A 23,883-nucleotide genomic window follows, 5' to 3' on the forward strand; every position below is an offset into this window, starting at 1 on the left:
GAACAATTATTTCTTCATTTACTTCGTGAACAACTTCGCTCAGAAGCAACTCTATTAATATATCATTTCGTTAACTTCGCGTCAACACTTTTTTAAATAAAGTTTTTAACACCTGCGTGTTGTTAACTCGTCATTAACGACTGCTAAAATATAATAACACCATTAGCAATCGACGTCAACAGTATATTGAAATTAATTTCACTTTACGTATTCAGCTTCTATATATAGAAGAAAGCCGACTCTGATACTCAGAGCCGGCTTCACCTTATTTCGTGATTTTAATAATTCCTGTTTGTTTCAGATCAACTTGACCTGGCTTTTCAATCACTACCTTTTCACCTTCAGCTAAGTTAGTGAAGACAACTGGCGTAATGATTGATGTAGCATGTTCTTTAATGAAATCCAAATCAACTTTTAGTAATGGCTGACCTTGGTCAACAATATCATTTTCAGATACTAAGGTTTCAAATCCTTGACCCTTTAAGTTCACCGTATCAATTCCAACATGGATTAGGATTTCGCGGCCTGTATCAGATAGGATTCCAATTGCATGTTTAGTTGGGAATAGGTTAACTATTTTCCCGCTTACAGGTGATACAATTGTACCTTCTACTGGGACAATCGCAAAGCCATCTCCCATCATTTTACCCGCAAACACTTGGTCAGGCACTTCTGTAATTGGTTTTAATTCGCCTTTTAAAGGAGCCATAAATCCTTCATCTTCATTACTACGCGCAGTTTGTAGTGCTTCTGGATTAATTTCCTCGATTTGCTGTTCTACACCTTTTTCAGGTGCTTTTACTGTTGTGCGAGGTTTTTTACCATCCATTATATCTTTCATTTGTCCCTTAATGGTTTCGGAGCGCGGTCCAAAGATTGCTTGAATATTGTTACCTACCTCTAGAACACCAGCTGCACCAAGTCTTTTTAATTGGTCCTTATCAACATCTTTAATGTCATTAACCGATACACGGAGACGGGTAATACATGCATCTAAATGAGCTATGTTTCCTTTACCGCCCATTGCATCCAAAATGTTAGAAGCCAAGTCCCCAGAACCTGCTTTACCAGTTGGCGCTTGATTTTCTTCTTCCTCTAACTCACGTCCAGGAGTCTTCAAATTAAAAGTACGGATCGCAAATCTGAAACCAAAGTAATATATAACTGCAAACACAAGACCTACCGGTATAACAATCCAGGCATTTGTTTGCGGGTTAATTAATCCAAACAAGATGTAGTCAATTAAACCACCGGAGAAAGTCATCCCGATTTTTACATCTAACATGTGCATAACCATAAATGATAAACCAGCAAAGACTGCGTGAATACCAAACAATATCGGTGCTACAAATAAAAACGAGAATTCAATTGGTTCTGTAATACCTGTTAAGAATGAAGTAAGGGCCGCAGATGCCATTAACCCTCCGACAAAAACTTTCTTTTCAGGCTTCGCTTCATGATAAATCGCTAATGCTGCTGCTGGAAGACCAAACATCATGAATGGGAATTTCCCTGTCATAAATGTTCCAGCTGTTAAATTTTTAACATTGTCTGTAATTTGTGCCATGAAGATACGTTGATCTCCACGAACCACTTCTCCTGCTTTCGTTGTATATTCTCCGAATTCATACCAAAATGGTGAATAGAAAATATGGTGTAAACCAAACGGAATTAATGATCGTTCAATTACTCCGAAAATAAAAGCAGAAATTGTTAAGTTTGCATGTACCATGTTTTGTGAGAATGCATTTAGTCCATTTTGAATTGGCGGCCAAATGAAAATCATCAATAAACCCAAGACAAGAGCAGACGCTGCTGTAATAATAGGTACAAAACGTTTCCCTGCAAAGAATCCTAAATAAGATGGTAATTCGATTTCATAAAACTTATTGTACATTGCAGAAGCTAGTATACCGACGATTATCCCACCAAACACTCCTGTTTGCAGTGTCGGAATTCCTAAAACATTTGCGTAGTTTAGACCATTTACATCTTCCGCTGTAATCCCAAGGATTGTACCCATCGTTACATTCATGATTAGGTAACCAATAATTGCCGCTAGGCCGGCTGTACCCTCTCCCCCAGCTAAACCAACTGCCACACCAACCGCAAATAGGAGCGGAAGGTTACCAAAGATGATATCCCCGGCTTTTTGCATAACAGCAGCAATCATATCAACTGTGCTATTGTCTAGGAAAGGAGCTAACTCTATAAGTGCTGGGTTTCTAAGTGCAGCCCCCAAAGCAAGTAAAATACCTGCAGCAGGTAATAGCGCAACAGGGAGCATTAGTGCTTTACCGACTTTTTGCAAGACACCAAAAGCTTGTTTAAACATAATATATACCTCCAATTTTTTATAAGCTCATTAAGCGTTTTCATTTACCGTGAAAACACAAAAAAAGGCATGAGTAAAAGTTCAATTGAAATGAGGCTACGGGTATAGATTACCCAAAAACCATGGTTTCAATCAATACTTTTCACTCATGCCTGATCGAATCAGTAACACGTAAAAAATATAACTATTTAAATTTTTTCTGTATTCTTTGCAAATGCATCGTTAAGTACACTGCTTCTGCATCGAATACTTTCATTTTTAATGTTTGTTGCATCACTTTAATGAGCTTCCATGAGAGATTATAGCACACAGGATATTCTTGTTTCAATAGGGAATTTATTTTTTCTGGTTCCTCTACTTTTTCCCCTTTCACTACCCTCTCAATGGTGAATCTCAGGTGACGCACCAACCTCATATAATCAATACTCTCTTTATCAATATCAATTTCAAATTGCTCTTCCACCATTTTTACCAGCCTGCTGACCAGCTGTGAATGTTGATTAACTTCAGATAAGTTTCTATTTGTCATGGCACTGTGAATATGGATAGCAATAAAACCTATCTCCCCTACAGGCAGAGAAATCCCTGCTTTTTCTTTGATAAATTCAACAACCTCCGCAGCAATTTCATATTCATGCCGATAGAGCGTTTTCGTTTCTACCAGGAACGGATTACTCATTTCCATACCTTTAGATACTCTATTGATTGCAAACATTAAGTGATCAGTTAATGCAACATGGATATGCTCATCTAACTGTGTATGGGTCCTTTGTTTGATTAGTCCAATAGCAGATATAATTACTTCTAGTAGATCATTATCAATAAAAGGAAGCAATTTAATATAATTTTGTTGTTCTTTTTCATTTTTAAGAACAAATAATTTTTCTACTGAATCTGTTTCAATAAAATCTCCCTGTTTCCGATTAAAGCCTATTCCTTTACCGATTAAGACAACTTCTTCATAGGAAGGATGTTCGGCAATCAAAACATTATTATTTAATACTTTATCAATTAATAGCTTTGGCATTGCCTTCCTCCCCATTTTTTCCGAATTACCTTAGTATTCTCATGTTATAAGAGTCAAATCAAGAAGTCAACGACAATATTCGACACAATTACTTATACGTGATTCCTCTTATCGCTATTAAAAAGAAACCAGCAGTAAATCCAAGCAAAGCAAGTGTGTCCTTTATTAGTGTACTGGTATGAAGGCTGCCACTGATGATTTCTTTAAATCCTGACATTGCCCAGCTTTGAGGAACGACTAAAGAAATTTTTCGCATAAATTCTGGAACTAGATCAATAGACCAATAAACACCCCCAAGCATACACGTGCTTACGATTAACACAGCGCCAATTGCACCTGCTTGTTGTTTTGTTTTTACAATTCCAGCAATCATAAGGCCAAAACCAACCACACATAAAATCACCAATGAAGCAAAAGGAATCAAATAGGCTAAGTTCCCCCAATTTGCGTCAAACATAATGTTCATTGCAGCCATTAATACAGCGAATTGAATCCAGCCCATTAAGAAGTAAGCAATTAGATAACCTAAACTTATCTGCAGCCTATGTGCCGGAGCTACCATTAGCCGTGACCATGTTCCCCCAGTTCGTTCATCCAAAATAGTAGACGCTGCACCAGATAGCCCAAACATCATAAACATGATCGAAAAACCTACAAACATTAAATTTATTTCCACTGCGTTGTTATTGTCCTTTTGTATCGTTTGTTTTTCAATGATAACACCTTTACCCCGTGCGACTGCTTCCAGTAAATCTGGCAGCGTGGATGAATCTGTTGTCTCCGCAATATTAAGGACGCGAATAATTAAATTCGCTGTCCCTTCCAAATGGGGCTCTAAAGCAAGATAATCTTCTGTTCTACTGCGCAAAAGGATATCAAACAACGATTGTTTATTTATGATTCTTTCTTGGATGTTTGAAGGGATGATAACCGCTGCTACTGTATCCTGCTCTTCTACATTTTCTTTTGCTTGCTTAGCTGTTGCTATGTTCCACTTAAAATGTTCATTCTTCTTCAATAGGTTGAATATTTCAGTGCTGTGTTCTTCTTTATTCAAAACAACATCTACAATTGGTTTTGTTTGCTCCGACTTGATGGCGATCCCACCAAAGATCCAGCTAAATAACCCAGGTAAAATAAACATCATAACTAAAGCACCCGGTGATTTAAAAAGCTCTTTTAAATGCAGCCAAGTTATTGCCCAAATCTTACGCATACTTCCTCCTCCTTTCGATTGAAAGGCGAAATAAGCCAATCGCAAAAAATAGTATACCTAAGCCAATCGAGCTCAGTACAGCAGGAATTACTTCAAAAAACGTGGCACCAGACATTAAATCCAGATAGGTTTGGAGCGCAAGTCCATTCGGCAATATTTTTGAAACGGAAACGAACCAATCTGGAAAAATATATAACGGGGCCATGCTTCCGCCTAAAGCAGCGAATATCTGCGTTCCTAACATTCCAGCAGCATTAAAAGCCTTCTCCGTTTTGATAAAGGAGCCGGCTAGCACACCCAAACCACAAGCACTAATGACATATGCAAAGGTCATCATCACTACTCCTGAAACTGAATCCCCCCAGTTAACGCCAAAAAGAAGCCTTGTACCAATGATAATGACAAAAGCCTGCGTGAAGGAAATGACAATTAAACCAATCATTTTTCCAGTTAAGTAGTTTATGTAGGTTAAATTGGATATCAACAAACGTTTAAAGACCTCTTGTTCTTTTTCGAGAATCATTGTTGAAACACCCTGAACAACGGTCATCAGTAAGAACATCACACCCATTGCCGCAGCATAGTACTGAAACGAACTCACTGGAGTTGTGTCCGCATCACTAGATGTTACATTGAGGAGATCTTGACTAGGCTCATCTAGTGACACATCACTTTTAACAGGCAGTGCCACATTTGCTGCCATTGCTTCGATTGGTATTGTTTGAGCAAATTGTTCAATTACACTTGATACGATTGTTGCCTTAATACCGGGATCAGGAACTGTAATTAGTTTTGTACTCGCCTGTACTCCTGTCATCAACGAAGCTGTAAAATCCTCATCGATAACGATTCCTACATCAAGTTTATGGTTCTTAATTTTTTCATACATTTCATCTTCTTGATAAAATTCAACATCAATCTGATCAGCTAATTCCTGCTTAAAGACCTTTTCTGACAAAACTCCACCTAACTGCCCTTGATCTAAATTAGCAATTCCCAATGTGAATTTCTTAATCGTTACATCTTTATCCCCATCCATCATATCGCCAAATGCCGCCCCTAAAATGGCAATTAGAAGAAGAGGCATCGCTATTAACGTTAATAACGCCTGCTTATCACGAACGACCAGCAGTAAATCTTTCCAAGCCAGCCACCAGGAAGTCATCATCTTCACCCCTAATCTCTCAGACTTCTTCCAGTCAAATGCAAAAAGACACTTTCCAGGTTGGGTTCAACAATTTCTACCGATGTAATCTTCGTCCCGGTTTTAGTTACCAACTGGATCAAATCACTTAAAACCAAATGTGGTTCTTTATGAAAAACGGTAAGCAAATTGTCTTTTATCAGGACATCCTTTTTCAAAACTAGATTTTTTATTAAACTGCCAATCTCAATATCCTTTGAAAATCCTTTATCCATAGAGATAATTATTCTTGACCGATCACCGATGGTCTCCCTCAACTCGCGAAGGGTGCCGCAGGCAATTAACTCCCCGTGATCCATAATCCCAATTCGTTCACAAAGGTATTCCACTTCTTCCATGTAATGACTTGTGTAGATAATCGTCATTCCATTTTGATTTAAGGATTTTACCGTATTTAGAATATGATTTCTTGACTGTGGATCAATTCCTACTGTTGGTTCATCCATGATCAATACTTCTGGTTTATGTAAAATTGCAGCACCAATATTTACTCTTCGCTTCATTCCACCTGAAAAGGTATTAATTTTGTCTTTTGCCCGATCTGTCAGCCCAATGATTTCAAGGACTTCATCAACAGCTTTATCAAGTGCTTTTCCAGATAAATCATACATCCTTCCCCAAAACTTTAAATTCTCTCTGGCTGATAAAGCACCATAGAGAGCAATTTCCTGAGGCACCACCCCAATCGATTTCTGTGCAAGTTTTGGATTATTGATGACATCTACACCTGTTACTTGAATACTTCCTGAAGTCGGAGGATATAACCCGGTAAGCATATTAATTGTTGTGGATTTTCCTGCACCATTTGGACCAAGCAAACTAAAGGACTCACCTTTCTCTACCGAAAAGGACACTCCCTTCACGGCATCAAACTTTCCAAAGCTTTTTCGCAGCTCCTGAACGTTTAGTATGTTCACCTTCAACACTTCCTTTCCATTCATTTCCTTACACCCTTAATCATACAGAAGTAAAATGGAAATTTTTATCTTTTTTTTGCAAAAAATAAAAATATTTTGTGAATTCATTCACAGTATTAAAAAAAAGAGCCTGTGATCATCACAGACTCTTCGACTCAGGTTATAAAAATATGAAGTATAGAATGAAAATAACAAAGAACAAGTACATGATTGGATGAATTTCTTTCGTACGCCCTTTAACAATCATTGTAATTGGGTAAAAAATAAACCCAATGGCAATACCTGTAGCAATGCTATATGTCAGAGGCATGGCAATCATCGTTAGGAAGGCTGGTACAGCCACTTCAAATTTCGTCCATTCAATTTTCCCTAATGAACCAACCATTAAGGCGCCAACAATAATTAATGCTGGTGCTGTAACTGCTGCTGTAACTACTGATAATAACGGGAAAAAGAACAATGATAAAATAAACAATGCTGCTGTAACGAGTGAAGCAAAACCTGTTCTTGCACCCGCTGCAACTCCAGCAGATGATTCAATATAAGATGTTGTCGTTGAAGTACCAAGTACCGCACCGACAGTTGTTGCTACTGAGTCAGCAAGTAACGCTCTTCCTGCACGAGGTAATTTATTGTCTTTGATCATTCCGGCTTGATTTGCCACCGCAACCAGTGTTCCAGCATTATCAAAGAAATCAACAAACAGTAAAGTCAGGATAATTCCAAGCATTCCCATTGTGTAAAATGAACTATCACCAAAAGAAGAAAATGCAGCTCCAAATGTAGGTGCTAAACTTGGAACAGTATCGACGATTTTATCGGGTGTATCAATTAAGTTAAAGATCATTCCTACGATAACAGTAATAATCATTCCGAAAAATACTGCTCCGTTAATTCCTCTAGTCATCAGAATTACCGTTACAACAATCCCGAAAATAGCTAGTAATGTTGGTCCGGCTGTTAAATCACCTAATCCAACCAGTGTTGCATCATTATTTACTACAATACCTGCACTCTGTAATCCAATAAACGTAATATATAAACCAATACCTGCACCAACGGCATGCTTTAACTCTATCGGAATCGCATTGATTAGTTTCTCACGTAAACCAGTTAGCGTTAATAAAAAGAAAAATACACCGGAAATGAATACTGCACCTAATGCATGCTGCCATGGAACGCCGCTTCCTAATACAACTGTATAAGCAAAGAATGCATTCAATCCCATACCAGGCGCTAATGCCAGTGGATACTTACCGAGTAATCCCATCACAATGGATCCGATTGCTGCAGCTAAGGCCGTTGCTACAAATACCGCTCCATAATCCATTCGAAGTGCATCTGGAAAGTCCGGTACACTTGATAGTGTCAATGTTAGCGGGTTAACCACTAATATATAGGCCATTGCCAAAAAGGTTGTTATGCCGCCTATAATCTCACGACGATAATTCGTCCCTAATTCTTTAAACATAAAATATTTTTGCATTTACTCTTCCCCCTATCAATATTCTTTTAAAAAAACAAAAACGCTCCGATATCTACCGGAACGCTTGACTTGGGGCAAGTGTAAATAACAGAGGAAAAACCTCGTTTTAAACACTGCCTCGTAGTCAAGCCATTTACGGTGGCTCGGTAGAAACTTTTGGGCCATATTCCCAATATTATACGAGTTAAATCGACAAATTATTTACTTCCCCATTATATTACCAAGGATCTTCCTACTTGTAAATATAAAAAGCGAACGTTTTTAAAAATATATTTAAAAACGTTCGCTTTTAGAAGTATTATTTTAAATTTATTCCCACTCAATGGTTGCAGGCGGCTTGCTGGTAATGTCATAGACCACTCTGTTAACATGTGCTACTTCATTAACAATCCGAGTCGAAATAACTTCGAGCACATCCCATGGAATACGTGCCCAATCAGACGTCATTCCGTCAATAGACGTAACAGCGCGGATACCAATTGTATAATCGTATGTGCGGGCATCTCCCATAACTCCTACACTACGAATGTCTGGAAGTACCGTAAAGTATTGCCATATTTCACGATCAAGTCCCGCCTTCTTAATTTCTTCACGGAGGATCCAGTCAGATTCACGGACAATTTCAAGTTTATCTTCAGAAATCGCTCCCAGGACACGAATTCCAAGACCTGGTCCAGGGAATGGCTGCCTCCAAACAATATCATCCGGAATTCCAAGCTCAGTACCAAGCGCACGGACCTCATCTTTAAAAAGGGTATTCAATGGTTCAATTAATTTAAATTGCATATCTTCAGGTAATCCGCCAACATTATGATGAGATTTAATTGTTTGAGCAGTAGCAGTTCCACTTTCGATAATATCAGTATATAGTGTTCCTTGAGCTAAAAACTCAATTCCTTCAAGCTTAGTTGCTTCATCATCGAAAACATAAATGAACTCGTTGCCAATAATTTTCCGCTTCTTCTCCGGATCTGATACACCTTCTAATTTAGATAAGAAACGTTCTTTCGCATCCACTTTAATAACATTCATATGGAAGCCTTCAGCAAAGGTCTTCATAACACTTTCTGCTTCATTCTTGCGAAGTAAACCATGATCAACAAAAATACAAGTTAGTTGATCACCAATCGCTTTATGAATAAGTACAGCAACTACAGAGGAATCTACTCCGCCGCTGAGTGCGCAAAGTACTTTCTTATCGCCAACCAGCTCACGGATTTTCGCCATTTCCACTTCAATGAAATTACCCATTGACCAATCGCCTTTACACTCACACACATTAAAAACAAAATTCTTAAGCAGCTCATTGCCATAAACGGAATGACGAACTTCCGGGTGGAATTGAACAGCGTATAATTTTCGGTCCTCATTACTCATCGCCGAAATTGGGCAAGATGGGTTTGTTCCGTCAACTGTAAATCCAGCTGGTGCTTCAACAACTAAATCTCCATGGCTCATCCAAACCACTTGCTCCTGTGGCATATCATTGAATAGCTTCGTTTGATTTTGAAGGTTCATCACTGCCTTCCCGTATTCACGGTTCTTCGCTTTTTCAACTTTCCCTTCAAAATGAACAGTCATTAATTGCATTCCATAACAAATCCCTAAGATAGGCAGACCCATTTCAAAAATTTCTTCATCACAGCGGAATGAGTTCTCATCATAAACACTATTCGGTCCGCCTGAAAAAATGATTCCCTTAGGATTCATTTTTCTAATTTCCTCAGCAGTAATGGTATGCGGATGTAGTTCACTATATACACCGAACTCACGAATCCTGCGTGTAATTAACTGGTTATACTGGCTTCCAAAGTCTAAAACCACAATCATATCTGTATTTGTCAACACGGCCACCTCTTCCAAAATAATAAGGTTAGTATTTACTTTAATAACAAAAAAAAACTAAAATTCCCCCTCCAAATAAACCAGGAAGGCAGAACTCTAGTTTTCTCACATTAGCTATAACCGAATTTTCTGCCTTCATAGTCAGGCCATTTACGGTGACCCGGTAGAAACTTTCGAACCCTATTTTCGAGGATATATGAAGGAAAAACAAACCTATTTAATTAAAAGTCAGAATTCATTGTAACAATAGGTTGTTTTATCGGTCAAGCAATTGTCTTTTTAATTAAATTTTCCCATAATTCCCGTGTATCCTTCCAGCTCCCCTCAGGAAGTTTTTGATGGTATAGATATTGCTCATACCTATCCGTCAGCTTTGACATCTCTCTAGACGCAAAGAAGGTATCAATGTACCGGGCGTAATTTCTCAATGTTTGATTCTCACTACGTTTTAAGCCGAAACGCTCTAATTGATCTAGAAGGATTAGATAGGCTTTACCTATATTTTCATCCTTTTTTCTTAATCGGAACTGAAGCAAATATAAACGCGGCAGCCACTTTCCTCGTAACCTATAGATTAGACCAACTGCACCAACAACTATCGCAGCTAAAATGAAAATCCATTTCCAATTTTTATTGAAGAATATGTTAATGCTAAGCCAGAGACCATTAAATGAAAAAGTTTGTTCAGTCTTCTCGGAACTGCCGCTATCTTCCTCCAGGTCCTGCTGCTGATTTGGTGCTGCCGGAGCAGTTGTTTCGACAGCAGGAGTTGTTCCATCATCATTTGTAAAATCGATCGAAACACTATTCGTGAAGCCCTTTGTTGGCTCAAACGGTACCCATCCTTGGTTAGGAAAATAAACTTCAACCCAGGAATGGGCATTATTATTGGTGATTTCATAAATTTGTTTCGAAGATTCGACTTCACTGTATTCTAGAAACTCCCCGCCAGTATAACCTTTAACCCACCGTGTAGGAATTCCTAGTGACCTAAGTAAAACCGCCATTGAGGTCGAAAAATTATCACAATACCCTATTTTTGTTTCAAATAAAAATTGATCGACGTAATCATCATTTTCTCCTGGAACAGCTACATCACTCTGACTATAAGTGAACCCAGACCCGCCGAAATGACGCTCCACAGCTTTTGCTTTATCAAACCAATTTGTTTCTTTTTCCGTAATACTCACAGCTAGCTCCCTAACTCTATCAGGCAAATTATCAGGCAATTGCGTATAGCGTGCGAGAAATTCTGCCTCTATCTGTTCAGGGTCTGCCCCAGTTGTTTCTCTTAGCTCAGTTGCTTGATATTTCGGAACTTTATACTCTATTGAATAAGAATCCGGCGCGATAGGGGTCGAGTTAATTCTGTTTAAGATTGAGATTTTTTCCTTTGTTGAATCGATTTCTAAAAGATAATTGCGTTGAAATTGCACCCTTTGGATACCAGCCGGATAAATGAGGTGGTCATAGTCCATGAACATAAATAAGGAGGCATTCTCATCCCGTGTTTCTACATCAGAAGGAATAGGGAAAACAGGAATTAAATCATCCCCGCTAATTGTCAAAGGAGTTGATTCAGATGGAATCCAGCCTTTTCCTGTGTAATGGTCCTTTGTTTCTACCTTCCAGTAATTCTTTTCGACTGCTTCTGTGCGGAACACGATACTGTCATCCCCAATAAAAGGACCACCTAAACGGGAATCATCTGTGCCGTAACCTACTTTAGCAATCCCTTTACCAACTCCATCCTCACCGCCTTTATTGCCGGCAGCCTTAAGATATGGAACAGGGTCTGGCCATATGGGTGCGAATTTTGGAGATATAATTCCAATTATAACGCTAAAAGCAATCATTATAATTAACGGTCTCAACCATTTTCGTGCCGCAACCGAATCACCATATACATTTTCCCTAGCAAGAATTCGGTAATAGGTTAACATTCCCATAACAGCAAAACCAACTACGACGGTTCGGACAATGGCTGTTGTTGCACTATAAAGTGTGAATGTATCTAATACAGTAATATAAATGAGCGTCATAAAGAAGAAAATAAAAATTCTTTTCCGATTCAAAAGCCAGTAGTGAACTAAGTACACCATTAACCAAAGAAGAATAAACAACAAAAATGTCCTGAATTCATTGGTCAACCCTAACCAATTGCGAGCAATAATCCTACTGAAATTTGTGGTCAAATCATCAGTAAAAAATGTAAACCAGCTGAATTGAAAGAACCCTTCATCATAATGAAACATATTTACTGAGAAGAAGATAAACCAAAATTTTATGATCGTCTGCCAAATCCACTTCATCCTCAAGAAAGCTAATGTAAAGGATAACAGGATAAAAATCACAAACATTTCAATATGATCTGTAGTTGTTAATTGCTCGATAGGACGAAGCCATTCCCACAAAAGCAAAAAACCAAACATGTATAAAAAAAATGACTGAAAATCTCTTTTCATCGCAAATTCACCTCCGAAAAGGCAGATGCAAAATGACCTTCATGAACCATTATTACTCGTATATTTCGTGCGTTTGCCAACGCAATCAATGATCTTTCGTCTTGTGTAGGAGTTTCCTTTTCCCCTTTTATGAGAAAAAGAGTAATCTTTCCTTTCCTTTGCCCTAGGTAGCCAGCCTTCTCTAGTAAAGGCTTTGTTAATTGGGCACTTACTAGTAAGAAGGATACTGTTTGTTGAACAAACATCCCCTCGGTCTCTAACACTTTTTCAAACGAGGAAGGACTCTTTGCTTCTATCTTTGCTAAATGATAGAAAAGCTGGTGCAGTTGATTTTCTCCGCCCCTTATAGGAAATGATGCCCTTTCTCGACTAATGGTCAAGAGCCCAATCTGTGCACCCTTTTTCAAAACGGCACGTAATAAAGATGCTGTAAAGGAAACGATTGCTTCAAACTGTTGATCAGGTGCGCAATCCATCACAACAAATACATCGTGGGATTGACGCTGTTCAAATTCCTTTGTCATGATTTCATTTCGTTTTGCAGAGGCCTTCCAGTTAATCCATGAAAACCGATCACCGGGCTGGTAATCCCGAACACCAATCGCCAATGTGGTATCACGCTGTACCCGTTCTCTTGACGCAGTCATTCCTTGATCATAATGGGTTTCAAAGGAGCGGTACAATAACTCTGTATATGCTGGGTAGACAATGATTTTACTTTCATTTGTCTGCGATTTTACTTTCTCGACTAAGCCTAAAATATCACCTGTTCGCACAATAAAACCTTTGAATTTATGCTCGCCCCGCGGAAGTTCTTCGATGACATATTCATAGGAAAATTCCCTTTTAAAACCCGGCAATACTAGTGTCTTTGCCTTCTTTTTCTGCTGGGAATGCTTTAGGCTGTCATCTACATCATCTTCAATCAGCAGATAAAATATAGGAAAAAATGATTTTCTCTTTACGGTTACAATTACCTTCAACGGTTCACCAGCGTTGTAATCATTTTTAGGTATTTGTCGAGTTATTTTCAGTTCATTCAAAGAATAAAAGGATAAGCCGATACAATAAAGGGCAAAAGGTAAGAAGCTATAAAATAAAAACCAGCTTACAAAACCGCCTTGAAACATTGCATATGAAAAGGTAAGCAGAATCAAAAATAATAAGACGACAAACTTCCATACTTTTTTGAATGGAATCCATAATTTCTTCATTTACTTCACAAGCCTTTGGACAGGAACAGGAATTCTTGCAATCACTCGATTTACAATTTCTTCCGCTGTCAACCCCTCAAACTTTGCTTCTGATTTTAAAATAATCCGATGAGATAAAACAAATGGTGCTAAATATTGGATATCATCAGGGATAACATAGTCACGACCATACATAAAAGCATAGGCTTGTGCAGCTTTCATTAACGAAATGGAGCCCCTTGGACTGGCGCCGAGGTAGACAGAGTGGAATTTCCGCGTCAGGTTAACGATTTCTACAATATAGCGCTTAATCGTTTGATCGACATAAACCTCTTTTATTTCTTTTTGCAGTGATTGTAGACCTTCGAGATCAACCACAGGATAAAGGTCTTCAATCGGCGGGACTTTCTGAGCTCTATTTAGAACTTCTATCTCTTCATCGACTTCGGGGTAACCCATCTTCATTTTTAATAAAAAGCGGTCCAGCTGTGCTTCTGGCAGCGGATAAGTCCCTTCGTACTCAATCGGATTTTGTGTCGCCATGACAAAGAATGGCTTCTGCAGTCGATGGGTGACACCATCAATGGTTACACTGGCCTCTTCCATTCCTTCAAGCAAAGCTGACTGAGTCTTTGGTGAAGTCCGGTTAATCTCATCGGCAAGAATAATATTCCCCATCAATGGTCCTGGCCGGAATTGAAATTCCATTTCCTTTGGGTTATAAATCGAAATTCCCGTTACATCTGATGGTAATAAGTCAGGAGTAAACTGAATCCTGCGGAAGTTAGCATTTACAGACTTGGCAAGAGCTCGGACCATCATCGTCTTCCCAACACCAGGTACATCCTCTAGCAGTACATGCCCTTCTGCTAATAAAGCAATAAGGCTGAGCTCAGCTACATTCCTTTTTCCAATCATCACCTTTTCAATGTTTAATAGAATTTTTTCTATAATTGGGTTCATATGTTCAAGGGCCACGTAATATCCTCCTCAATTCTAGCTTTATACAACACTATATCTCTTGTATTCTATTTTTCTTTGGGAAATTCCTGTAAAAAGAAATGCAATATTCAAAAACTAAATAAAATCCCACACTGATAATCTTTGAGCTGCATAATCTATTATTGCTGAATAACATCATGACTAGTGTTGGGGGCAAAAAGATGGACAAAAAACTATTTCCTAGCAATCAAAGACCAACCATTGCGGTTACGAGGAGTGCTGGGAAAACGACGACAAAATCGATGATCGCTTCGATTTTAAGACAACGATGGAACATATACGAATCCAGAGATGTAAATAACGCATTTATCAATACGGAAAAAAGCGCAAAGAGGCTCAGAGATTCACATCAGGCAGTGGTGGTTGAATTTGGTATTGTTTACTTCGGGCACATTATAAAACATTGCGGGTTTATTAAACCTAATATTGGCGTGATTACGAATATCGGCACCGCTCATATAGGCAATTTTGGCGGCGACGTAACAAAATTGGCGGCGGCCAAATCGGAAATTATTCAACATATGGACCAATCTGGTATTTTCTTATTCAACGCAGATGACGAAAATTCTATGCACTTGCTCATTGATTCCTTTCCTGGAACCCTAATAAGAGTCGGAATCAATAAACAAGCAGACTACCGTGCTGAAAGAATGGAGTATTCAGAAGGCGGGATGAATTTTCGTGTAAAACTAAAGGGAGCACATTTCCCCTTTCATATTCCAATATATGGTGTTCACAACATATATAACGCTCTGTTTGCGATTGCTATTGGTGACCTGCTAGGCTTTACGCCAGAGGAAATCTCTCGAGGTTTGGAACAGTACAACAAGCCTGTAATGCGGATGGCTACTAAAAAACTTAAAAATAATATCACCATAATCGATGATACCTTCAGTGCAAATGTAGATGCAATGAAAGCAGCAATTGACGTCCTGACCAATGTAGGCATGAATGGAACAAAAATCGCTGTCCTGGGAGACATGAAAGGACTAGGAGTCATCACACAGGAAGCACATTTGGAAGTAGGCTCATATGCAGCCATGAAAAAAGTAGATTACCTTTATACTACTGGTGAGCTTGCTATGTTCATTTCACAAGCAGCACAGGAACAAGGAATGTCTCCAGACAAAGTTATTCATTTTGAACAAAAAGAAATGCTATTTCAAGCCCTTACTAATTTATCCCCAGGAACTACTATTTTGGTGAAAGGTGCCCGCAAGGCCAGGTTGGAAGATGTAGTAAATTATTTAATAGCCAGATATGGCGAGACATAATATATTCACTAATGCGAAGAAAGGCCATCCACCAGTTTGACGAACTGATGAATGGCCTTTTTTCGTAAAATTAGCGATGTACCACTCTCTGAATATGGATAGCCAAATATAATTTTTCATTATTCGTGAGACTATGTTCAAATTGATTTACGATGTAATCATTGATTTTTTCCGTACATTCAATAGCCTCTTTATGCTTTTGCTTAAAGGACTCATAAAGAAAAGGGTCATCGTCCTCTATATAGTTTTTACTATAAAGCCTTTGGGCAAAAAATTTCAAATGCGTCACAAATCGAAAATAATTTAATGATTCCTCATCAAAATTTATTTTATAATGATATTTTACAATGTTTAAGATGTCTTGCATTACCCTAGTAATATTAGCGACATTTGGCATTTCCTCATTCAATCCTGAGTTAACGATGTGCATCGCAATAAAACCAGCTTCATCCTCCGGTAAGAGTACACCTATCTTTTCATTAACCAATTTTATTGCCTCTAAACCGATTGAAAACTCTTCCTTATAAAACCTTTTGATTTCCCACAATAAAGCATTTTTTATGTCATAGCCTTTTTGGTTTCTATCAACGGCAAAGTGAATATGGTCCGTTAAAGAGATATAAATACTATCGTTAAGAATTCTCCCGAGCCTGCTTTTTGCAATTTTAATAATTTCCTCTGTGATTTCCATATATTCTGCAGGTACTTCATATAAAAGGGTCTTAAATTTCTCAGAGATATCTTCATTTTTCAAAGCAAAAATCTTTTCAATCTTTTCTTTGTCCACAAGATCTCCAGGTTTTTTTTGAAAAGCAAGACCTTTCCCCATGACAACTAACTCTTCATTTTTTTCATTAAACGTACTTATGACGTTATTATTGTATACTTTGGCTATTTTCATTTGACCACCTATATATGTTAAATATGGTTTTAATAACTTGAATAGTGATCGTTAATAATCTGGATATTCAAAAGAAAGGAAAGCCATAACAGCTTTCCTACATTATACTATAGATTCTCTCCATTTGTTGCAATGACATCCTTATACCATTCAAAACTCTTTTTCTTTGAACGCTTGAGTGTCCCATTTCCTTCATTATCCTTGTCCACAAAAATGTAGCCATAACGCTTTTTCATCTCACCAGTTGATGCACTTACGAGATCAATTGGACCCCAGCTTGTATACCCGAGAATTTCAACGCCGTCTTCAATCGCTTCAGACATTTCTGCCACGTGCTTTCTTAAGTATTCAATACGGTAATCGTCGTTAACAGTTCCATCTTCTGTTGGAACATCGACTGCACCTAAGCCATTTTCAACAACGAACAGAGGCTTTTGGTAGCGGTCATACAATTGGTTCGCGGTAATACGGAAGCCCCTCGGGTCAATCGTCCAACCCCACTCGGACTTTTCCAGGTACGGATTTTCAATTGAACCGAAAACATTACCTGCAGTGGTCTTATTGATTTCTGGATCTGTACTTGTTGTGCGGCTTGCATAATAGCTAAAACCAATATAATCCACCGTGTGATTCTTTAGTAACTCTTCATCCTGCTCTTCCATTTCAATGGTTAGGTTGTTGTCCTTGAAAAATCTCTTTGCATAGCCTGGGTATTGGCCACGAGATTGCACATCGATAAAGAAGAAGGAATCACGGTCCTTTTCCATTGCATCGAAAACATCATCAGGGTTACATGAATACGGATAAGTTTGACCCGCAGCCAGCATACAGCCAATTTTCACGTCAGGAATGATTTCATGGCCAGCTTTCACCGCTAATGCACTTGCCACCAATTGGTGATGTGCTGCTTGATACTTCACTTGTTTTTTATCTTCTCCCTCTTCAAAAACAAGGCCCGCTCCAACAAACGGCAAGTGGAGAAGCATATTGATTTCGTTAAACGTCATCCAGTACTTAACTTTGTCCTTATATCTCTTGAAAAGAGTGGTAGCATATGTTTCAAAAAAGCTAACCAATTTGCGATTTTTCCAGCTGCCATAATTCTTTACTAAGTTAACCGGAACATCAAAGTGAGCAATCGTTACCACGGGCTCGATACCATATTTTAAGAGTTCATCAAAAACATTATCGTAAAATTGAAGTCCAGCTTCGTTCGGCTCTGCGTCATCTCCATTCGGGAAAATTCTTGCCCAAGAGATCGATAAACGCAATGCTTTGAAGCCCATTTCAGCGAAAAGAGCAATATCTTCTTTGTATGTGTGGTAAAAGTCGATTGCTTCATGTGAAGGATAAAATTCACCTTCTAGTGGTTCATACGAAGGCAGATTCCCAAACATAATCTCCCAGCGTTTGTTCCCTGTTGGTAACAAATCAACCGTTGTTAATCCCTTTCCATCTGCTAAATAAGCACCTTCTGCCTGGTTTGCCGCAATCGCGCCGCCCCATAAAAATCCTTTTGGAAAAGCCATATGATCCTTCCTTTCTTAAACGACAGGAAGAAAGGAAAGATAACCTTTCCTTTCTTCAATAAAAATGATTAATTCGTCACTAGGTTAATTAATTGATTACCTGTTTTGACTTGCTTCTGATTTGTTAACACTAAACTGTAATCCTTGTGGTTAGTCACAACAACAGGAGTCGTTAACGGCTTACCTGCTTTTTTAATTTGCTCGATATCGAACTCAATTAATAATTGACCTTTTTTCACATATTCACCTTGAGTAGTATGGGCCTTGAAATACTTTCCTTCTAATTGAACTGTGTCCATTCCAATATGCATGAGAATTTCTGCACCTGAGTCAGTTGTAATTCCGATCGCATGATTGGTTGGGAATAATGCGGATACCGTTCCAGATACAGGAGCAAGTAACTTCCCTTCACTTGGTTCAATCGCTACACCGTGTCCTAGTGCACCAGATGAAAATGCTGCATCTTCAATTTCTGATAAAGCTAATACTTTCCCGTTTAATGGGCTTACCAATTCTTCGTCTTGAACCTTAGTTGCTGCAACTTCTTTTGAAGCAGTTGTTGTTTCTTTTGTAGCTTTTGAAGATTTCTCTTGCTTAATTCCGCCAAATAAGAATGTTAAGATAAATGCAACTGCGAAACCTGCTACTAATGCAATAACTGATCCATAGAAACTCATATCAAGTCCTGCACCTGGTTTGATGAAGGCTGGGAAAACGAACACACCCATTCCACCGAACATCCATAATTTTCCCGCCGTAGCACCGATGATACCGCCACCGACTGCACCACCGATACAGCTCATGATAAATGGTTTCTTAAGCGGTAATGTAACACCGTAAATAGCTGGTTCTGTAACACCGAAAATACCTGAAATGAAAGATGAAAAGCTAAGTGATTTTAATTTTTGGTCTTTCGTTTTTAGCATAACGGCTAATACTGCACCGATTTGTGCAAAACATACCATAACGGTTGTTGCTAATACTGGGTCGTTACCGATAGTAGCCAAGTTGTTAAATGCGATTGGAACAAGACCCCAATGAAGACCGAAAAGAACAAACACTTGCCAGAATCCGCCTAGAATTAAACCTGCTACAAGAGGGCTTAACTCATAAATCCATACAGTCGCTGCACCTAACAAACTACCTGCCCATGTTGAGATCGGTCCGATTGCTAGGAATGTTAATGGTACCATGATAAGGATTGTAAAGAATGGAACTACGAAAGTTTTTACAACATCTGGAATGATTTTCTTTAACCCTTTTTCTACTCTTGAAGCCACAAACGTAGAAAGAATGATTGGAATAACACTTGATGCATAACTCATCATTATTACAGGAATTCCAAAGAATGTAATGTGTATTGGTGATTCAAAGAGTGTACCTTTGAAAAGAACTGTTGAAGCTTCCCCTGTTGTTAATGTTGCTAATGTTGGGTGTACTAAAGCTGCGGCGATCGCCATCCCAATAAACGGTGATCCGCCAAATTTCTTCATCGCTGTATAGCCTAAGAAAATTGGTAAGAAGTTAAATAAACCATCACCAGCAAGATTCATTAGTTGATACGTGCCTGAAGTTGCTTCAACCCATCCTAAAGCTAGGATTAATGCCGCGAAACCTTTAATCATACCTGTTGCTGCTAAAACACCTAAGATTGGTTGGAAAACACCCGAAATCATGTCAATGAAAGCTGCACCCAAACCAACTTTTTCACCACTGCTTGAATCACTGCTTTCACTAACAGTACCAAGACCACCTACAGTTAATACATCGGCATACACATCAGGAACATGGTTACCAATAACAACCTGATATTGTCCTCCGCTTTTCATAACGGTAACAACACCATCCATATTTTTTAACACTTCTGTATTTGCTTTCTTTTCATCCTTTAACTTAAAGCGAAGACGTGTAACACAGTGAACCACACTGTTAACGTTTTCTTTTCCACCGACATTTGCAAGTATATCTTTTGCTAACTGTTCGTATTTCATATTTTTATACCTTCCTTCTTTTATTTGATATATATTTTTCAAATAAAAAACCTGATCCGATTAGAAACAACACACGAGATTCTTGTGCGTGTTTTCTAATCAGATCAGGTTATGCCCACTTAAGGTAACATTCCTGCAAAGGAATTTTATTAAGTTTTATTTGATACGTGTAATTTATCACGGGTATTTGGTATGTGTCAACGCTTTCTTTTAAAAAAATTAATAATTTTATAGATATCCGATAAGCCTCTTATTTATATATATAAGGGCAAAAAATAACCGTTTACAAAATACTTGCTTGACCAAAAAAATCATGTTATAGTAAACGCAATTAAACAAAACAACCTTTTTAGGATTGTTACTGGTTATGCAGGCAAAACCTAAACCTCGTAAACTATGAGACTTTTATGTCTTCATTACGTGGTTTAGGTTTTTTTATTTGCCTTTTAGTCATTAGAAGCGTAACCACCAAAAAATGGAGGGATACTAGTATGAATAAATCAACTTATCAATTTCCAGAAGGATTTTTATGGGGCGGCGCGACAGCTGCTAACCAATTAGAAGGTGCTTATCTTGAAGGCGGCAAAGGGATGAACCTTGCCGATGTTATGCCTGGTGGAAAAGTAAGATTAAAGGTTATTGGAGAAACCGGTTTTGATTTTAAAATCGATAATGAAAAATATGTTTATCCAAACCATGATGGCATTGATTTTTATCACCGCTATAAAGAAGATATCGCTCTTTTTGCTGAAATGGGTTTTAAAACTTACCGAATGAGTATTGCGTGGAGCCGAATCTTCCCTAAGGGTAACGAGTTAGAAGCAAATGAAGAAGGTTTAGCGTTCTATGATCGTGTATTTGATGAATTAGCAAAGTATAATATTGAACCGGTTGTTACGATTTCTCACTATGAGATTCCGCTTCATTTGATCACTGAATATGGCGGCTGGCGTAACCGTGAAGTGATCGGCTTCTTTGAGCGTTATGCAACAACATTGTTCAACCGCTATAAAAACAAAGTAAAATACTGGTTAACATTTAATGAAATCAACGGCGCTACACACATGCCACTTCTTGGACTTGGTTTCTCACCAGAGACGGAAGAAACAAAGTTACAAGATAGCTTCCAAGGACTACATCACCAATTTGTAGCAAGTGCCCTTGCAGTAAAAGCAGGACATGAGATCATTCCTGGAAGTCAAATCGGCTGTATGCTTATTTATGCACCAACCTATTCTTATGATTGCAATCCTGAAAACGTGTTACATGCACTACAAGAAGAACGTTTATTTAACAATTATTGTGGTGATGTACAGGTTAGAGGAGCATATCCAACGTTTGCAAATCGTTTCTTTAAAGAAAACGGCATCAACCTTGAAATTAAAGAGGGTGACTTAGAAATCATTAAGGAAGGTACTGTTGATTTCATTTCATTCAGCTACTATATGTCACGCACAGACAAAAAGAATAAAACACCTGAGGAAATTGGACAAGGTAACCTAATTGGCGGCGTTAAGAACCCATTCTTAAGCGCAAGTGATTGGGGCTGGGAAATCGATCCTACTGGACTTCGCATCGCTCTTAACCAATTATATGATCGTTATCAAGTGCCACTTTTCATCGTAGAAAATGGACTTGGTGCTTATGATAAGGTTGAAGAAGATGGCTCAATCAATGATGATTATCGTATTGATTATCTAAGTAGCCATATCGATGCTATGGGTGAAGCCATTGAAGATGGTGTAGAATTAATGGGGTACACTCCATGGGGCTGTATCGACCTAGTAAGTGCGTCAACAGGCGAAATGTCCAAGCGTTATGGCTTTATCTATGTTGATAAGCATGATGATGGAAGTGGTACGTTTGACCGTAGTAAGAAGAAATCATTCTTCTGGTACAAAAACGTTATTTCTACAAACGGGCAAGAATTATAAGAAACAAAAAGCAGAGACCAAGGAATCTTGATCTCTGCTTTTTTGTGCCTTTAAATTGTTTATTACTATTTATAACTTTATGCCATGTCGTTCAAAAGCTGCTGCTTCTAGAACGGACATACCTTGCGCCTCGGCAGCCTTAGCCACTTTTTCCGAAACTTGCGGCGTGAGCTTGGCAGGAGCAGCGTAGGACATTTCTCTTGCGCGCGCGGAGTTTCTGCGTTGGAACGGTCCCCAGATCGCAAAGGTTTGACCTGGACTTTGAATATTAACAAAAAGCGTGTTTCCATCAGGGGAGAAGGTTGGTCCTGCCAATTCAGAATCACTTAAACGGTTGGCGGCAAAAGGATAGACTTTGCCTTCTGGGGTGATTCCCATAAGTCGATCTTGACCTGAACCATCTTCTGCATACCACAGATCGCCCCATGGAGTCATACAGATATTATCTGGATATTCCATTTCTCGTGCATCATTTCCCTCATAGAAAAGCTCCAATGTATTAGTGTGAGGAATATAACGGTAAACACGGCCAAGTTTTTTGTCGCCGGCAGAGGTATCATCAAACCAGAAAACACCCTCTTGGAAGAACGCTCCCTCAAGTCTTGAGAATTTAATGCAGTTTTGTGCAGCTGCTTCCTCACGGCACATATGAGGATCTACTTTCTTCCAAACAATTTTAAATGATTGGCCAGTTTTAAAAGTGCTTGCTGCTGGATCAGTTACCGCTTCAATCGCAGCTGCATACAGTGTACCGCCTTCTTGTAACGCGCCAGTCTTTTGGCTCGTGTTATTTGGGATAAAACGGTAAAGGTAGCTTGGGCTCGCATCTTCAGTTAAGTATACATATCCTGTAGATGGGTCGATTGCACAGGCTTCGTGTGCAAAACGGCCCATCTCCTTGATTGGAGTTTTGGACAGATCGTTTTCCGGCTGCTGTGGATCTACTTCGAATACATATCCGTGTCCCGTGGAACGGTTTTCTTCACAAGTCAGCCAAGTGCCCCAAGGTGTTGCACCACCAGCACAATTTCGGATTGTTCCTGAAGACGTTACATATTCTTTAATAACTTCGCGATTAGCTCCTACAACTAGAGCCGTTGTACCGCCTTGAGCATTTGCATCATACGGATTTCTTCCAAATGCTGGCCCTGCCCCTAATTCATGATTACGAACAAGGATGGTCGTATTGTTTGGACCTTCAAAAGCTGCCATTCCATCAAATGCGCCTGGAATTTTTGTCCCGTTAGACATTATCTCTCCCTCTTCAGAGATAATTTTGTAATGAAAACCTTTTGGAAGGTCGAGAATTCCATTCGGATCCGGTACCAAAGGACCGTAACCACCAAAACCGCTGGTTGGATTATTCGCCGTATCCGCAAATGCTTTTGAACCAAGTGCTAGTACCCCTGTTGACCCCAGTGTAAGGGCAAGTGTACCCATTCCTCCCGCTTTTAAAAAGTCTCTTCTGTTCAAGCTATTTTTAGAAGTTTCATTATTCACTGACTATCTCTCCTCAACTATTAATTATGAATCTAGTAATAGATTAAATTAATAGTTTTAAGGA

General features: G+C 38.8%; 16 protein-coding genes and 2 riboswitches. Of the genes, 2 read left to right on the top strand and 14 right to left on the bottom strand.

What is annotated here, in order from left to right:
- Positions 1-265 precede the first annotated feature (265 nt).
- From ptsG to ABC255_RS28325, 10 genes are all read right to left on the bottom strand, one after another.
- A complete protein-coding gene (ptsG, locus tag ABC255_RS28280; protein ID WP_412998653.1) occupies positions 266-2,335 on the bottom strand; it encodes a glucose-specific PTS transporter subunit IIBC in 2,070 nt (689 codons plus the stop codon).
- A 184-nt stretch (positions 2,336-2,519) separates the two neighbouring features.
- The gene (glcT, locus tag ABC255_RS28285) at positions 2,520-3,362 is read right to left on the bottom strand and encodes a glucose PTS transporter transcription antiterminator GlcT (protein ID WP_412998654.1); all 843 of its coding nucleotides are present in this window, start codon (positions 3,360-3,362) and stop codon (positions 2,520-2,522) included.
- Positions 3,363-3,450: 88 nt separating this feature from the next.
- Positions 3,451-4,578: an ABC transporter permease gene (locus tag ABC255_RS28290; protein ID WP_412998655.1), complete on the bottom strand. Its 1,128-nt coding sequence runs from the start codon at positions 4,576-4,578 to the stop codon at positions 3,451-3,453.
- Positions 4,571-5,746 (bottom strand): ABC transporter permease, encoded by a 1,176-nt coding sequence (locus ABC255_RS28295; protein ID WP_412998656.1) that lies wholly within the window; start codon positions 5,744-5,746, stop codon positions 4,571-4,573. The genes ABC255_RS28290 and ABC255_RS28295 overlap by 8 nt, the downstream gene beginning before the upstream one ends.
- 8 nt (positions 5,747-5,754) lie before the next feature.
- Positions 5,755-6,723: an ABC transporter ATP-binding protein gene (locus ABC255_RS28300; RefSeq protein ID WP_412998657.1), complete on the bottom strand. Its 969-nt coding sequence runs from the start codon at positions 6,721-6,723 to the stop codon at positions 5,755-5,757.
- A 136-nt stretch (positions 6,724-6,859) separates the two neighbouring features.
- Entirely contained in the window at positions 6,860-8,185 is a 1,326-nt protein-coding gene (locus ABC255_RS28305; RefSeq protein ID WP_335531408.1) for an NCS2 family permease, read from the bottom strand.
- 101 nt (positions 8,186-8,286) lie between these two features.
- Positions 8,287-8,388, bottom strand: a riboswitch (purine riboswitch).
- A 106-nt stretch (positions 8,389-8,494) separates the two neighbouring features.
- Entirely contained in the window at positions 8,495-10,015 is a 1,521-nt protein-coding gene (guaA, locus tag ABC255_RS28310) for a glutamine-hydrolyzing GMP synthase (protein ID WP_412998826.1), read from the bottom strand.
- Between the two features lie 133 nt (positions 10,016-10,148).
- A riboswitch (purine riboswitch) is annotated at positions 10,149-10,250 on the bottom strand.
- A gap of 43 nt (positions 10,251-10,293) precedes the next feature.
- Positions 10,294-12,495, bottom strand: coding sequence for a transglutaminase TgpA family protein (locus tag ABC255_RS28315; protein WP_412998658.1), 2,202 nt, complete (start codon positions 12,493-12,495; stop codon positions 10,294-10,296).
- Positions 12,492-13,709 carry a DUF58 domain-containing protein gene (locus ABC255_RS28320; RefSeq protein ID WP_412998659.1) on the bottom strand — a complete coding sequence of 406 codons (1,218 nt, stop codon included), beginning with the start codon at positions 13,707-13,709 and terminating at the stop codon, positions 12,492-12,494. The genes ABC255_RS28315 and ABC255_RS28320 overlap by 4 nt, the downstream gene beginning before the upstream one ends.
- On the bottom strand, positions 13,710-14,651 hold the full coding sequence (locus tag ABC255_RS28325; RefSeq protein ID WP_412998827.1) for an AAA family ATPase: 942 nt from the start codon (positions 14,649-14,651) through the stop codon (positions 13,710-13,712).
- A gap of 200 nt (positions 14,652-14,851) precedes the next feature.
- Between ABC255_RS28325 and ABC255_RS28330 the strand changes: the two genes are divergently transcribed.
- Complete coding sequence (locus ABC255_RS28330; protein WP_412998660.1) at positions 14,852-15,964, top strand: UDP-N-acetylmuramoyl-tripeptide--D-alanyl-D-alanine ligase; 1,113 nt, start codon at positions 14,852-14,854, stop codon at positions 15,962-15,964.
- Positions 15,965-16,034: 70 nt separating this feature from the next.
- Here ABC255_RS28330 and licT read toward each other — a convergent pair whose 3' ends face one another.
- The 3 genes from licT to ABC255_RS28345 all read right to left on the bottom strand — a co-directional run bounded on the left by licT (position 16,035) and on the right by ABC255_RS28345 (position 20,385).
- Complete coding sequence (licT, locus tag ABC255_RS28335; protein WP_412998661.1) at positions 16,035-16,865, bottom strand: BglG family transcription antiterminator LicT; 831 nt, start codon at positions 16,863-16,865, stop codon at positions 16,035-16,037.
- Positions 16,866-16,972: 107 nt separating this feature from the next.
- Positions 16,973-18,394, bottom strand: coding sequence for a 6-phospho-beta-glucosidase (locus tag ABC255_RS28340; protein ID WP_412998662.1), 1,422 nt, complete (start codon positions 18,392-18,394; stop codon positions 16,973-16,975).
- Positions 18,395-18,462: 68 nt separating this feature from the next.
- Positions 18,463-20,385 carry a beta-glucoside-specific PTS transporter subunit IIABC gene (locus tag ABC255_RS28345; protein ID WP_412998663.1) on the bottom strand — a complete coding sequence of 641 codons (1,923 nt, stop codon included), beginning with the start codon at positions 20,383-20,385 and terminating at the stop codon, positions 18,463-18,465.
- Positions 20,386-20,876: 491 nt separating this feature from the next.
- Here ABC255_RS28345 and ABC255_RS28350 point away from each other — a divergent pair, with 491 nt between their 5' ends.
- Positions 20,877-22,319 (top strand): glycoside hydrolase family 1 protein, encoded by a 1,443-nt coding sequence (locus ABC255_RS28350; RefSeq protein WP_412998664.1) that lies wholly within the window; start codon positions 20,877-20,879, stop codon positions 22,317-22,319.
- A gap of 69 nt (positions 22,320-22,388) precedes the next feature.
- Here the strand turns inward: ABC255_RS28350 and ABC255_RS28355 are convergent, their stop codons facing one another.
- Positions 22,389-23,819: an alkaline phosphatase PhoX gene (locus tag ABC255_RS28355; RefSeq protein WP_412998665.1), complete on the bottom strand. Its 1,431-nt coding sequence runs from the start codon at positions 23,817-23,819 to the stop codon at positions 22,389-22,391.
- Positions 23,820-23,883: the final 64 nt, after the last annotated feature.

The sequence above is a fragment of the Neobacillus canaveralius genome, assembly GCF_047237705.1.
GTDB classification, from domain to species: Bacteria; Bacillota; Bacilli; order Bacillales; family Cytobacillaceae; genus Neobacillus; species Neobacillus niacini_K.